13 protein-coding genes are annotated in these 12,802 nt (G+C 61.2%); 7 read left to right on the top strand and 6 right to left on the bottom strand.

Translation table 11 applies throughout. The features are described from left to right. Positions 1-33 precede the first annotated feature (33 nt). The gene (locus tag LUB09_RS04810) at positions 34-591 is read right to left on the bottom strand and encodes an NADPH-dependent FMN reductase (protein ID WP_209981214.1); all 558 of its coding nucleotides are present in this window, start codon (positions 589-591) and stop codon (positions 34-36) included. Between the two features lie 227 nt (positions 592-818). On the opposite strand from LUB09_RS04810, the gene LUB09_RS04805 reads away from it, so the two are divergent. Beyond that, positions 819-1,055: a hypothetical protein gene (locus LUB09_RS04805; protein WP_057009432.1), complete on the top strand. Its 237-nt coding sequence runs from the start codon at positions 819-821 to the stop codon at positions 1,053-1,055. Between the two features lie 62 nt (positions 1,056-1,117). On the opposite strand, the gene LUB09_RS04800 is transcribed toward LUB09_RS04805, so the two are convergent. Continuing rightward, positions 1,118-1,462, bottom strand: coding sequence for a hypothetical protein (locus LUB09_RS04800; RefSeq protein WP_209990280.1), 345 nt, complete (start codon positions 1,460-1,462; stop codon positions 1,118-1,120). Between the two features lie 183 nt (positions 1,463-1,645). Here LUB09_RS04800 and LUB09_RS04795 point away from each other — a divergent pair, with 183 nt between their 5' ends. Beyond that, on the top strand, positions 1,646-2,563 hold the full coding sequence (locus LUB09_RS04795) for a LysR substrate-binding domain-containing protein (RefSeq protein ID WP_209981212.1): 918 nt from the start codon (positions 1,646-1,648) through the stop codon (positions 2,561-2,563). Positions 2,564-2,594: 31 nt separating this feature from the next. On the opposite strand, the gene LUB09_RS04790 is transcribed toward LUB09_RS04795, so the two are convergent. The 4 genes from LUB09_RS04790 to LUB09_RS04775 all read right to left on the bottom strand — a co-directional run bounded on the left by LUB09_RS04790 (position 2,595) and on the right by LUB09_RS04775 (position 5,514). Further along, positions 2,595-3,173, bottom strand: coding sequence for a GNAT family N-acetyltransferase (locus LUB09_RS04790; protein WP_209990277.1), 579 nt, complete (start codon positions 3,171-3,173; stop codon positions 2,595-2,597). Between the two features lie 283 nt (positions 3,174-3,456). Continuing rightward, the gene (gene dnaQ / locus LUB09_RS04785) at positions 3,457-4,197 is read right to left on the bottom strand and encodes a DNA polymerase III subunit epsilon (protein WP_209990274.1); all 741 of its coding nucleotides are present in this window, start codon (positions 4,195-4,197) and stop codon (positions 3,457-3,459) included. Positions 4,198-4,269: 72 nt separating this feature from the next. Then, positions 4,270-4,722, bottom strand: coding sequence for a ribonuclease HI (gene rnhA / locus LUB09_RS04780; RefSeq protein WP_003207474.1), 453 nt, complete (start codon positions 4,720-4,722; stop codon positions 4,270-4,272). 33 nt (positions 4,723-4,755) lie between these two features. Next, complete coding sequence (locus LUB09_RS04775) at positions 4,756-5,514, bottom strand: class I SAM-dependent methyltransferase (RefSeq protein WP_209981210.1); 759 nt, start codon at positions 5,512-5,514, stop codon at positions 4,756-4,758. A gap of 65 nt (positions 5,515-5,579) precedes the next feature. Here LUB09_RS04775 and gloB point away from each other — a divergent pair, with 65 nt between their 5' ends. The 5 genes from gloB (at position 5,580) to LUB09_RS04750 (ending at position 12,801) form a co-directional block, all read left to right on the top strand. Continuing rightward, the gene (gloB, locus tag LUB09_RS04770) at positions 5,580-6,347 is read left to right on the top strand and encodes a hydroxyacylglutathione hydrolase (RefSeq protein ID WP_231421802.1); all 768 of its coding nucleotides are present in this window, start codon (positions 5,580-5,582) and stop codon (positions 6,345-6,347) included. Between the two features lie 98 nt (positions 6,348-6,445). Further along, on the top strand, positions 6,446-7,852 hold the full coding sequence (locus LUB09_RS04765) for a transglycosylase SLT domain-containing protein (protein ID WP_231421801.1): 1,407 nt from the start codon (positions 6,446-6,448) through the stop codon (positions 7,850-7,852). A gap of 210 nt (positions 7,853-8,062) precedes the next feature. Next, positions 8,063-9,892 (top strand): extracellular solute-binding protein, encoded by a 1,830-nt coding sequence (locus LUB09_RS04760; RefSeq protein ID WP_209981203.1) that lies wholly within the window; start codon positions 8,063-8,065, stop codon positions 9,890-9,892. Further along, on the top strand, positions 9,889-11,727 hold the full coding sequence (locus LUB09_RS04755) for an extracellular solute-binding protein (RefSeq protein ID WP_209981199.1): 1,839 nt from the start codon (positions 9,889-9,891) through the stop codon (positions 11,725-11,727). The genes LUB09_RS04760 and LUB09_RS04755 overlap by 4 nt, the downstream gene beginning before the upstream one ends. Continuing rightward, a complete protein-coding gene (locus LUB09_RS04750; RefSeq protein ID WP_209981197.1) occupies positions 11,728-12,801 on the top strand; it encodes a microcin C ABC transporter permease YejB in 1,074 nt (357 codons plus the stop codon). The last annotated feature ends 1 nt before the right edge of the window (position 12,802 follow it).

Genomic DNA, 12,802 nt, shown 5'->3' with positions numbered 1-12,802 from the left:
AGGCTTGCTCTCACCCTGGATATCAGTGGTCGCTCAACCGTTGTGTTTTTCTACCCACTGGCCAAAGGCATCGATAAATGCCTGCAGGAAAGGCCGAGTCTTTTCCGACACGTTCCCCGACTCATCAAACACATTCCCGGCCCCACCGAGGTAGGCTTCCGGCTGCTGCATGCACCACACGTCCAGAAACACCAGGGACTGGCGCAGATGGTGGTTGGCGCCAAAGCCGCCGATGGCGCCTGGCGACACGCTGATGATCGCACCGGGCTTGGCGCTGAAGGCGCTTTTGCCATACGGGCGGGAGCCCACGTCAATCGCGTTTTTCAACGGGGCCGGCACTGAACGGTTGTATTCGGGGGTCACGAACAGCACCGCGTCGGATGAACCCACCTGACTACGGAAAGTGCTGTAGGCTGCCGGCGGTGATGCACCGTCAATGTCCTCGTTGTAGAGCGGCAGATCGCCAATTTCGACAATGTTCAACCTGAGGTTGGCAGGGGCCAGTTCGGCCAGTGCCAGCGCGACTTTGCGGTTGATCGATTGTTTTCTCAAGCTGCCAACCAGGACGGCAATCGTGTAGACCTTGCTCATTGAGGTTTCCCGACGTCTGACTAAAGGAGCCTGTAGTTATAAAGTCTTCGGGGCGTGTTCACCAGAAGCTTTTTGCGATTCACGCCGGGTTTGCCTCGCAGACTCTTGTGTAGGAAGCGGCTGAACTCGTCAGCGAATAGTATTTTTTTCCCATAGGTAAACTACCCGGCTTCTTGACGGTCTACACCACCGCAAATCGAGTGTTTATCTCCAGAGGTTCTAAGCAGATGGCAGCAGTACTTGTCGGACAGTTTCATGCCAGAGACGCGGAAGGCCGCGTGTATTCCGTGCATGAGTTCCAGGAATCCAACCCGGCGCAAGGCGACCTGGCTGGCTCGGCGCCCACCACTACCTACAAGCTGGCCATTGGCGACCGTGTAGAGAAACTGGAAGGCGATGAATTCAGACTGATTCAATCGGGCACGGTTATCGTCCGCGAATCAAAGACCACCCTCGCCTCATAAGATCTCGCCTCATCTACCCGCTCAGTCCTGGCCATTGACGGCATTGACTGGGCCGGGGTCGATCAGGGACGACGCATCTCCGTCAGCTCTATGCCCTCCTCTCCCTTGATCTGCTTGAGCGTCACCATCAGGCTGCCCCGCTCCCCCTCGACCGCAAACAATGAACGCAGGTAACCCGGCGAATCGGCCACCGGATAGGCCTCGACCTGCCTGACCAGCGTGATCCCCAGAATCGCGCCAACCTGCTCGTCCACCTGTTGCTGGGCGCGGATATAGCGTTCCAGCACCGAGTGTTCCGGGATGATTTCGTCTTGATTGTGCAGGAGATAAGCAGCCGCACACCCCACGGTCACCAGGACCAGGAGCTGCTTGACCGTTACCCCGCGAAACAGCGAGGGCATGCGCATTTGAGACCAGACCTGTTTTTGTTGTAAGTACCGGCGTGCCGGCAGTGGTCGTTGATGATCAGACGGCGTCATTCTAGTGAGATCGTGGCCCAACGCCATATGCATGGCCGACGCCAACTGTCTTTTTTGCGCACAATGGCCTGCGCCATTGAATACCCACGGCGCTGCACATAGACTCCGGCCATGCGTTTACGTCATATCGAAGTCATTCAAGCCATCCTGCAGACCGGGCACCTCGGCACGGCCGCCGAGTGGCTGCAACTCCCCGTGGGCGATGTACAAGCCTCGCTCAAGGATGCCGAGCAACAACTGGGCTTCATGCTGTTTGCCAGCGTGCGCGGGCGCCTGCAGGCGACGCGCGAGACCCTCGAATTACAGGCGCACATTGCCCACCTGTACGAAGCGCTGGAGCCGGTGCAACGCCTGGCCAGCCGCTTGAAACATCACCATGCGCCCACCCTGCATGCCCTCTGCACCCCGCCCCTGGCCAATCAACTGCTGCCGCAAAGCATTGCCGCATTGCGTCGCCGCTTTCAGGACACGCCGTGCAGCCTGTCGAGCCAGCCGACGCGCGAGATCGTACGGAGCCTGTTGCTTCACGAAGCGCAGGTGGGGCTGAGCCTGCATGATCCGGAACATCCGCAGATCCGGAGTACCCAAGTAGCCCAGGGCAAACTGCAAGTGCTCGCCCCCCGAGGCTGGCTCAAGCCACGGCAAAAGTACATCGCACTGCAGGACCTGGCCGGGCAGTCGCTGATCGGGCTTGAAGGGCACGACCCCTTGAGCCGTCTGCTGGACGCCAAACTGCAAGCCCTGCGCCCGCTGCCGGTGGTGCAGACGCGGGTGCAGACTTACCAGATGATGCGCAGCATGGTGGAGGCCGGCGAAGGCCTGGCGATTGTCGACCCGTTCACGGCAGCCGGCGCGCAGGAGGCCGGACTGGATGCCTGCCCGCTGTCGCCGCCCATCCCGGTGGTCCTTTACGCATTGATGTCGAAGAACGTCGAACCCACGCCCGCGCTGAACGCGCTGCTGGAGATCGTTGCGCACAAGGCCGAGGCTCTGCTGGCGGGCACTTCGCCCCATACGCCTGTCGCGTAACAGGCTCTCCAGGCCCCAGCGCTGGATCGGTTCATGACTGCGCTTTCAGCACCGTCTCGGACTTGAATAACCGATACCAGAAAATCGCCACTTCGCGGGTTTGCGGGTCGATGCCGCGATAGCGCAGGTGGTCGATACCCCCCATCACATAGCCGCAGCGCTCATACAACCGGCACGCGCCGAGGTTGTTGTTCTGGGTTTCGAGCATCATGCCCGGCAGGTTTTTCTTGCGGCTCCAGAACTGCGCCACATCCAGCAACGCCTTGGCCACGCCGTGACGCCGTGCCGGCAGGATCACCGCCAGTTCGTCGACATGGGCAAACCCGTTCCAATTGGTGCTGACCACGATATGCCCCACCGGGCAATCATCCAGGTAGGCCATAAAGATCGCACTGTCGGGCGCATCGCGAAAACTGGCGAACTCCTCGGGGTCGATGCCATAACACTTGCGGTACGGCAGGATACGCTCCACCTGCCATTGATCAACGCGCTTGCCCATCTCCGGCACGCCATAGGCACTGACCTCAAAGCTGAAATCGTTGCCCCACACATAGGCATCAAAGCCTGCATCGGCGACCCGCACACTGAGCCCTGGATACTTCGGGTTCATGACAGCTTGCATAACGTTCCTCAACCCTTGATGCCATCTACGGTGTAACAACGACCACTGCCGTCATCCTCATGTTGAACCCATGCAGATCGGCATCCATCGACACCGCCTCCACTTCGCAGCGCGCAGCGTTTGGCCAGGGCGCGGCGAAACACAAACACTTCCTGCCACAAGGTTAGAAGCCGGAAGCGGATGTGGCGAATGAAGATTTCACGGTTCAAGGCGATCAACCGTGGGAGGAGACCTATTCCCTCCCACACGGCCGATCGCATTTGAATCCGAGTCATTGTTGAGTCAGTTGAGTCCACAGCGCCGGCGCACCCGCAGACTTGGCAATCGCCTCCAGCCGCGCCACATGCTCGGCCAAATCCTGCTCACTGGCGCGGATGATCGGTGTGGGTGTGCGATCGGCCGGCAGGCGGCGGATTTCCGAAGGGCGGTTGCCCGAGCCTTCCGCCGAACCGCTGCCGTCGGACGCGTTACCGGCCAGGGAGAGGCTGGTCTGCCCGCCGGTCATGGTCAGGTAGACGTCGGCGAGAATCTCGGAGTCGAGCAAGGCGCCGTGCAGTTCACGGTTGGAGTTGTCGACGCCATAACGCTTGCACAACGCATCGAGGCTGTTGCGCTGGCCCGGGTGACGCTCACGGGCCATCATCAGGGTATCGAGGATCGAACAGTGCCGGGAAATATCCGCACGGTCCGTCTGCCCCATCAGGGCGAACTCGTTATTGATAAAGCCGATGTCGAACGCCGCGTTGTGGATGATCAACTGCGCGCCGTTGATGAACTCGAAGAACTCGTCGGCCACCTCGGCGAAACGCGGCTTGCCCTTGAGGAATTCGTCGGTGATGCCGTGGACGCCAATCGCGCCTTCGTCACTTTCCCGGTCCGGTTGCAGGTACACGTGGAAGTGCCGCCCGGTGAGGCGACGACCCATCAGTTCGACACAGCCGATTTCGATGATCCGGTGGCCGTCGGTCACCGGCATGCCGGTGGTTTCGGTATCGAGTACAACAGATCGGATGGCCATCAGGGTTCAGCTCTCAACGGTGTGGTGGAGTGTGTAGAAGGCGCGATGTTAACACGGCAGCCGGCCTCAGCTCTGCTTGTAGCCGCGCACCTCATCCACGCCACGGTTGGCCAGTTGGTCAGCGCGCTCATTGCCTGGATGGCCGATATGCCCGCGCACCCATTTCCAGGTGATGTTGTGGCGATTGCATTGCTCGTCGAGCAGTTGCCACAGGTCGGCGTTCTTGACCGGCTCCTTGGCCGCCGTCTTCCAGCCGCGCTTCTTCCAGTTGACCATCCACTCGTTGATGCCCTTCATCACGTATTGCGAGTCGGTCACCAGCAGCACGTCGCAGCGCCGCTTGAGTTCCTCGAGGCCGCGAATCGCGCCCATCAGCTCCATGCGGTTGTTGGTGGTGTTGGCTTCGCCGCCCCACAGTTCCTTCTCCACGCCCTTGCACACCAGCAATGCGCCCCAGCCGCCAGGGCCAGGGTTGCCCTTGCAGGCGCCATCGGTGAAAAGTTCTACGGTATCGGTCATCGTTTGCTCGGTCTTGAATCAAAAAGAGGGGGTTTACGGTTCGCTTTGCTTGCGATTGACCTTGGCCATGGGCATCGGCACCAGCTTGCCCATGGGCTGGCGGGCCACCTGACGCACCGGACGCAGGCCGACCACGATCTTGCGCGCCACCAATAGATAGAAGCCGCCACCGGCCAATTGCCAGGTCCCCGCGCGACGTTCCCAGCCGGCCAGACGGCCCTGCCACCGGGTCGAGGCAAGCGGCGGACGATAGCACCCGAAGCGGCGTTTCTCCAGCGCGAAGCCCAGCAGGTTCAGCCAGTCACCCACCCGTGAAGGCGCGATGCAGCGTGCCTGGCGCAGGCCGTCCTGGGCGAACACATGACGCAGGCCCCAGGTGCTCCAGGGATTGATGCCGATAATCAGCAAATGGCCACCGGGGCGCACGCTGCTCGCCGCTTCACGCAACAGGCCGTGGGGCGACAGGCAGAAATCCAGGCCATGCTGCAACACCACCACATCAGCGGCGTGCTCGCTCAACGGCCAGGCCTGTTCCTCGCAGACAATCTCCACACCGGGCAACGGGGCCCCCAGGCGCACATTGCGCTGCACCTGCGGCGCGGCGGGCGGGGTCTGGGCCGATGGGCCGTAATGCACCAGGTAGCCGCCAAAGAACCGGCCCAGCTCGTCTTCGAGCATGCGCCGCTCCTCCTCCAGCAAAAATTGCCCGATGGGCCCGGACAGCCATTCGCGGGCTGCGCCGATCAGCGCGAGCCACTCAGGATCGGCCTGGGCGAACGCTTTATCAGTCATTGCATTCTCCTACTCGCCTGGACGTTCTAAGATGCACCAATGTGTTCAGCTTGGCGAATCGAAGAATGATACAGATCAGTGCCCTGCCCGCCTTCACCGATAACTACATCTGGTTATTACAGGACCCGCATACCCGCCGCTGCGCCGCTGTCGACCCCGGCGATGCCGCGCCGGTGCTGGCCTGGCTTGGGCAGAATCCGCAGTGGACCCTCAGCGACATCCTCGTTACCCACCATCACCACGACCATGTGGGCGGTGTTGCGCAGCTCAAGGACGTGACCGGCGCCAAGGTCTACGGCCCGGCCAGCGAGAACATCCCGGCGCGGGACGTGGCGCTGCACGACAACGACCGCATCAGCGTGCTGGGCTGGGACTTTGACGTTTACAGCGTACCCGGCCACACCCTCGGCCATATCGCGTTTTATCACCAGCGCGTGCTGCTGTGCGGCGACACCCTGTTCGCCGCCGGTTGTGGCCGTCTGTTCGAGGGCACGCCGCAGCAGATGTACGCCTCGTTGCAGCGTCTGGCCGACCTGCCCGACGACACGCAGGTGTATTGCACCCACGAATACACACAAAGCAACCTGAAATTTGCCCAGGCGGTGGAACCGCACAACGCCGATATCGCCGAACGGGTGGAAAACGTCCGCCAATTGCGGGCTCGCGGCGAGATGACGCTGCCCTCGAACCTGGCTCTGGAAAAGCGCACCAACCCCTTCCTGCGCACCTCTGAAACATCCGTTAAACAAAAAGCGGACGAACGGGATGGTCGTGACAACCGGGCTGGGGCCGAGGTGTTTGCCAGCTTGAGGGCATGGAAAGATACGTTCTAAGCCTACGTATTCTGATACGTAATTTCTGAATGGTTGACCGGAACCAAAGCGCTTTCTAGAATCGCCCGACATTTTTGCCCGGAACTTACTTCCAGCCAATGTCGTCATCTATTCGTAAATCCATCTCTTCAGACGCATTGACCCGCCTGGCTCAAGCCGTGGCGGTGGCCGTTTCCGCAACTCTGGCGGGCTGCCAATCCACACAATATGCTGCACAATCCACCGTGCAACCCAAACCGAATCTTGCTGCCAAGATCAAGCAAAAACCCATCTGGCTTTCAGAGAAGCCCAGCCCCGAAGTGCCCCAGGATGTCTGGGAACGCATGCGTCGGGGCTTTCAATTACAGGACAGCGCAGGCGTCAACCCGCGCATCGAGCAACAGCGCCTGTGGTTCGCGAGCAATCCATCCTTTCTGGAAAACGCCGGCGAACGCGGCAGTCTCTACATTCATTACATCGTCGAACGCCTCGAAGAGCGCAACATGCCGCTGGAACTGGCGCTGCTGCCAGTGATTGAAAGCGCCTACAACCCGATGGCCTATTCGCGCAGCGATGCGGTCGGCCTGTGGCAGTTCATTCCCTCCACCGGGCGTTACTTCAATCTGCGCCAGACCCGCGCCTACGATGGCCGCCGTGATATCACCGCATCCACCACCGCCGCCCTGGATTACCTGACGCGCCTGCATGACATGTTCAACGGCGACTGGCTGCTGGCCCTGGCGGCCTACAACGCCGGTGAAGGCACGGTAAGCCGCGCCATCGAGCGTAACGAAAAGCTCGGCCTGCCTACCGACTACTGGAACCTGCCCCTGCCCCAGGAAACCCGCGACTATGTGCCCAAGTTCCTGGCGCTGTCCCAGGTGGTGCTGGCGCCTGAAGCCTATGGCGTCAATCTGAACCCGATTGCCAACACGCCCTACTTCGAAGTGGTTGAGGTCAAGCAGAGCATGGACCTGTCGCGGGTCGCCGCGCTGGCGGAAATCGACGAGGACGAACTGTTCCAGCTCAACCCGGCCCTCAAGCAACGCACCACCCTCGACGGCCCCCAGCATCTGCTCGTCCCCAGTTCCAAGGCGCACCTTCTGACCAGCACGCTGTCGACGATGAAACCCGAAGAACTGCTGGCCATGCGCCCGAAAAAGCAGGTACTCGACGAAGTCGAGACCGCACGCGTGGCCGGGCGTACCCGCAACTACAAGGTGCGCAGCGGCGACAACCTCACGCTGATCGCCAAGGCCAACAAGGTCGACGTGCATGACCTGCAGCGCTGGAACAAGCTCAATGGCCAGGCGCTCAAGGTTGGCCAGACCCTGGTGATGCAGGACACACGCCGCGCCGTGGCCAGTGCCAAAAAACCGGTGCAGTACAAGGTCAAGAAAGGCGACTCGCTGTCTATCGTCGCCAAGCGCTTCAACGTCGAGATGCAACATCTCAAACGCTGGAACCCGCGCACGGGTCAGGCGCTGAAGCCGGGGCAGATGCTGGTGGTTTCGGCACCGCGCTGAATCCTCGGCAACACTGAAAATCCAATGTGGGAGGGGGTTTGCTCCCGATAGCAGTGATTCAGCCAGCGCATGTACTGGCTGACACACCGCCATCGGGAGCAAGCCCCCTCCCACATTGGTTCTCCATCATCTAAACCGGCTTTTTCCAACCGGAACAAGCTGTTACTGTACCGACCATAAAGCCCAAGCCGCCTGGATCGGATCTCTGACTTGAAGCGTCCCCTCCTTCTACTAATAAGTCTGGCCTTGAGCTTTGGTGCGCACGCGACGATAACCGAGAGCCACGGTTACACGCAGTTCGGCACGCTCAAGTACCCGGCCAAATTTACCCATTTCGATTGGGTAAACCCTGCAGCGCCGAAAGGCGGCACCCTGCGGGTGATGGCGTTTGGCACCTTCGATACCCTCAACCCCTACACCTTCAAGGGCTCAAGCCCGGTTTCCACGCCCAATTTCCTGCAATACGGCGTTAACGAGTTGAACGAGCCGCTGATGGTCGGCACCGGCCAGTACGCGCCGTCCGGCGACGAGCCTGCGTCCAGTTACGGCCTGATTGCGCAGTCGGTGGAATACAGCGAGGACCGCAGCTGGGTGGTGTTCAACCTGCGCCCGCAAGCGCGTTTTCACGATGGCAAGCCGATCACCGCCTACGACGTCGCGTTTTCCTATCGCACCCTGCTCACCGAAGGCCATCCGCAATACCGCACCAACCTGCAGGAAGTAGCGCGGGTGGACATTCTCAACCGCCATCGCATCCGCTTCGTGTTCAAGCGCGCGGGCAACCCGTTGCTGATCCTGCGCCTGGGCGAACTGCCGGTGCTGCCCCAGCATTACTGGAAGCACCGCGACTTCAAGGCCACTACCTTCGAGCCGCCCCTGGGCAGCGGCCCGTACCGCATCAGCAAGGTCACCCCGGGCCGGCAACTGGTGTTCGAGCGGGTCAAGGACTACTGGGGTAAGGACCTGCCGGTCAACCGGGGCTTTTACAACTACAACAAGGTCGAAGTGGAGTTCTACCGCGACAGCGATGTGGCGTTCGAGGCATTCAAGGCCGGCGAGTTCGACATTTATATCGAGCACCAGGCCAAGAACTGGGCCAATGGTTACAACTTCCCGGCGGTCAACCGTGGCGAGGTGATCAAGGCGCAGATCGCCCACCAGATCCCCACCCAGAGCCAGGGCCTGTTCATGAACACCCGACGGCCCACCTTCAGCCAGACCAAGGTGCGCGAAGCGCTCGGGCTGATGTTCGATTTCGAGTGGACCAACCGCGCCCTGTTCAGCAATGCCTATAAGCGCGCCCTCAGCTATTACCCCAACAGCGAGTTCGCCGCCACTGGCATACCGGTCGGCCATGAATGGCTGATGCTCTCGCCCTACCGCGACCAGTTGCCGCCCAACCTGTTAACCCAAGCCTTCAGCCTGCCGCAGACCGACGGGCGCGGCATCCCTCGCGAAACCCTGCGTCGTGCCCTCGGCCTGCTCGGCGAGGCCGGCTGGAAACTGTCGGGCCAACGCCTGTTGAACAAGGACGGACAACCGCTGCGCTTCGAGATCCTGCTGGTCAATCCGAACCTGGAGCGCATCCTGCAGCCCTATGTCGAGAACCTGATCAGCATCGGCATCGATGCCCGCCTGCGCACCGTCGACCGCGCACAATACAAGCAGCGCCTGGATCAGTTCGACTTCGACATGATCCTGATCACCCTCAACCAGACCCTCAGCCCAGGCCTGGAACAGTGGCAGTACTTCCACTCCAGCCAGGCCGCGATCAAGGGCAGCAAGAATTTCGCCGGCATTGCCAACCCGGTGGTCGATCACCTGCTGGACCAACTGCTCGCGGCCCAGACCCGCGAAGAGCAACTGGCCGCCGGCCGCGCCCTGGACCGGGTGCTGCTGTGGCAGCACTACAGCATTCCCAACTGGTACCTCAACTATCATCGCCTGGCCTACCGCAACCGGTTCGCCTTTGTCACCACGCCGCCCTACAGCCTGGGCCTGAGCGCGTGGTGGCTGAAAGCTTCGGAGAAAGCCCAATGATGTCTTTGCGTAACGTTCTGCTGGGCAGCCTGTTGCTGTGCAGCGCCGCCCAGGCCGCGCCGCAGCATGCGCTGACCCTGTACAACGAGCCACCCAAGTACCCAGCCGACTTCAAGCACACCGATTACGTCAATCCGGACGCGCCCAAGGGCGGCACGTTCCGCGAGTCGAGCCTGACCGGCTTCGACAGCTTCAACCCGTTCATCAGCAAAGGCGTGCCCGCCGACAATATCGGCCTGATCTACGACACCCTGGCTACCCAGAGTCTGGATGAGCCCTTCACCGAATACGGCCTGGTGGCCGGCAAGATCGAAAAGGCCCCGGACAACAGCTGGGTGCGCTTCTACCTGCGCCCCGAGGCGCGCTTCCACGATGGCCACCCCATTCGCGCCGACGACGTGGTCTTCAGCTTCCAGACCCTGATCAAGGACGGCACCCCGCTCTATCGCACCTACTATGCCGATGTCGACGAAGTGATCGCCGAAGACCCGTTGCGCGTGCTGTTCAAGTTCAAGCGCACCAACAACCGCGAGCTGCCGCTGATCCTCGGCCAACTGCCGGTGCTGCCCAAGCACTGGTGGGCCAACCGCGACTTCAACAAGGGCAACCTCGAGTTCCCCCTCGGCAGCGGCCCTTATCAAGTGGCCGAAGTGAAGGCCGGGCGGTCCGTGCGCTATGAACGGGTCAAGGACTACTGGGGCAAGGACCTGCCGATCAACAAGGGCCTGTACAACTTCGACAACCGCATCACCGACTATTACCGTGATGCCACCGTGGCCCTCGAAGCGCTCAAGGCCGGGCAGTTCGATTACTGGTCCGAGTTCAGCGCCAAGAACTGGGCGAATGCCTACAACGTTCCGGCAGTCACCCAGGGCCGACTGATCAAGGAAGAAATCCCCAACGGCAACCCCACCGGCATGCAGGGTTTTGTGTTCAATATCCGCAAGCCGATGTTCCAGGACGTGCGCGTGCGCAAGGCCATCAGCCTGTTGCTGGACTTCGAGTGGAGCAACAAACAGCTGTTCAACGGCGCCTATACCCGCACCCGCAGCTATTTTGAAAACTCCGACATGGCCGCCACCGGCCTGCCCGGCCCCGATGAGCTGAACATTCTCGAGCCGCTGCGCGACAAAATCCCGCCCGAGGTATTCACCCAGGCCTTCGAGCCGTCCAGAACCGACGGCAGCGGCATGATCCGCGCCCAGCAGCGCGAGGCCTACCAATTGCTGCAGCAGGCCGGCTGGAAGATCGTTGACGACAAGATGGTCGACACCACCGGCACACCGGTGACCATCGAGTTCCTGCTGGCCCAGACCGAGTTCGAACGCATCCTGCTGCCGTTCAAGCGCAACCTGGCGGACCTGGGCATCAACCTGGTGATTCGCCGGGTCGACGTGTCCCAGTTCGTCACCCGCCTGCGCTCGCGGGACTTCGACATGGTGGTGGGCAGCTTCCCGCAATCCTCGTCGCCGGGTAACGAACAACGCGAGTTCTGGAAGTCCACCAGCGCCGAAAAGCCCGGCAGCCGCAACTACATCGGCCTCAAGGACCCGGCCATCGACCAACTGGTGGAGGAACTGATCGATTCGGACTCGCGCACCAGCCTGATCGCCCACGCCAAGGCCCTGGACCGCGTGCTGCAATTTGGCTACTACGTGATTCCCAACTGGCACATCAAGACCTTCCGCGTGGCCTACTGGAACAACCTCGGCCATCCGAAAGTGTCCCCGCTGTACGACGTCGGCACCGCCACCTGGTGGGCCAAACCCAATGTGCCGCCGGTAACCGCCGCAGGCACCCAAGCTGACGCCGATCCGGCGAAGGGAGGCGATTGAATGCTGGCCTATATCGTTCGCCGCCTGTTGCTGATCATCCCCACCCTGTTCGGGATCCTGCTGATCAATTTCGTCATCATTCAGGCCGCCCCCGGTGGCCCGGTGGAACAGATGATCGCCAAGCTCGAAGGCTTTGAAGGCGCCACCAGCCGCATCGCCGGCGGCGGTGCCGAGGTGGCCGTGGCCGGCTCCAGCTACCGTGGCGCGCAGGGCCTGGACCCCGCGCTGATTCAGGAAATCGAAAAAATGTACGGCTTCGATAAATCGGCGCCGGAACGCTTGTGGATCATGGTCAAGAACTACGCCCGGCTGGATTTTGGCGACAGCTTCTTTCGTGACGCCAAGGTCATCGACCTGATCAGGGAAAAGATGCCGGTGTCCATCTCCCTCGGGTTATGGAGCACGCTGATCATGTACCTGGTGTCGATTCCCCTGGGGATCGCCAAGGCCACGCGGCACGGCAGCCATTTCGACGTGTGGACCAGCTCGGCAATCATCGTCGGCTACGCGATCCCGGCGTTCCTGTTCGCCATCCTGCTGATCGTAGTGTTTGCCGGCGGCAGTTACCTGGACTGGTTCCCCCTGCGCGGGCTCACCTCCAACAACTTCGACGAGCTGAGCGTGAGCGGCAAGATCCTCGATTACTTCTGGCACCTGGCGCTGCCCGTCACGGCGTTGGTGATCGGCAACTTCGCGACCATGACCCTGCTGACCAAGAACAGCTTTCTCGACGAGATCAACAAGCAATACGTGGTCACCGCCAAGGCCAAGGGCTTGACCAACCACCGCGTGCTCTACGGTCACGTGTTCCGCAACGCCATGCTGCTGGTGATCGCCGGATTCCCCTCGGCGTTCATCGGCATCTTCTTTACCGGTTCGCTGCTGGTTGAAGTGATCTTCTCCCTCGATGGCCTGGGCCTGATGAGTTTTGAAGCCGCGATCAACCGCGATTACCCAGTGGTGTTCGGCACGCTGTTCATCTTCACCCTGCTTGGGCTGGTGGTGAAACTCATCGGCGACCTCACCTACACCCTGGTCGATCCGCGTATCGACTTCGCCAGCCGGGAGCATTGAG

This window comes from Pseudomonas sp. Leaf59 (genome assembly GCF_920984685.1).
Lineage (GTDB): Bacteria > Pseudomonadota > Gammaproteobacteria > Pseudomonadales > Pseudomonadaceae > Aquipseudomonas.
Note: the sequence above shows the minus strand (reverse complement) of the source record. Positions and strands in the feature narration are given on the sequence as shown.

What these genes read in the sequence shown, in the direction of transcription:
- LUB09_RS04810 (WP_209981214.1), bottom strand. Translation starts at nt 591, where the DNA reads ATGAGCAAGGTCTACACGATTGCCGTCCTGGTTGGCAGCTTGAGAAAA.
- LUB09_RS04805 (WP_057009432.1), top strand. Translation starts at nt 819, where the DNA reads ATGGCAGCAGTACTTGTCGGACAGTTTCATGCCAGAGACGCGGAAGGC.
- LUB09_RS04800 (WP_209990280.1), bottom strand. Translation starts at nt 1,462, where the DNA reads ATGCGCATGCCCTCGCTGTTTCGCGGGGTAACGGTCAAGCAGCTCCTG.
- LUB09_RS04795 (WP_209981212.1), top strand. Translation starts at nt 1,646, where the DNA reads ATGCGTTTACGTCATATCGAAGTCATTCAAGCCATCCTGCAGACCGGG.
- LUB09_RS04790 (WP_209990277.1), bottom strand. Translation starts at nt 3,173, where the DNA reads ATGAACCCGAAGTATCCAGGGCTCAGTGTGCGGGTCGCCGATGCAGGC.
- rnhA (WP_003207474.1), bottom strand. Translation starts at nt 4,722, where the DNA reads ATGACCGATACCGTAGAACTTTTCACCGATGGCGCCTGCAAGGGCAAC.
- LUB09_RS04775 (WP_209981210.1), bottom strand. Translation starts at nt 5,514, where the DNA reads ATGACTGATAAAGCGTTCGCCCAGGCCGATCCTGAGTGGCTCGCGCTG.
- gloB (WP_231421802.1), top strand. Translation starts at nt 5,580, where the DNA reads ATGATACAGATCAGTGCCCTGCCCGCCTTCACCGATAACTACATCTGG.
- LUB09_RS04765 (WP_231421801.1), top strand. Translation starts at nt 6,446, where the DNA reads ATGTCGTCATCTATTCGTAAATCCATCTCTTCAGACGCATTGACCCGC.
- LUB09_RS04755 (WP_209981199.1), top strand. Translation starts at nt 9,889, where the DNA reads ATGATGTCTTTGCGTAACGTTCTGCTGGGCAGCCTGTTGCTGTGCAGC.
- LUB09_RS04750 (WP_209981197.1), top strand. Translation starts at nt 11,728, where the DNA reads ATGCTGGCCTATATCGTTCGCCGCCTGTTGCTGATCATCCCCACCCTG.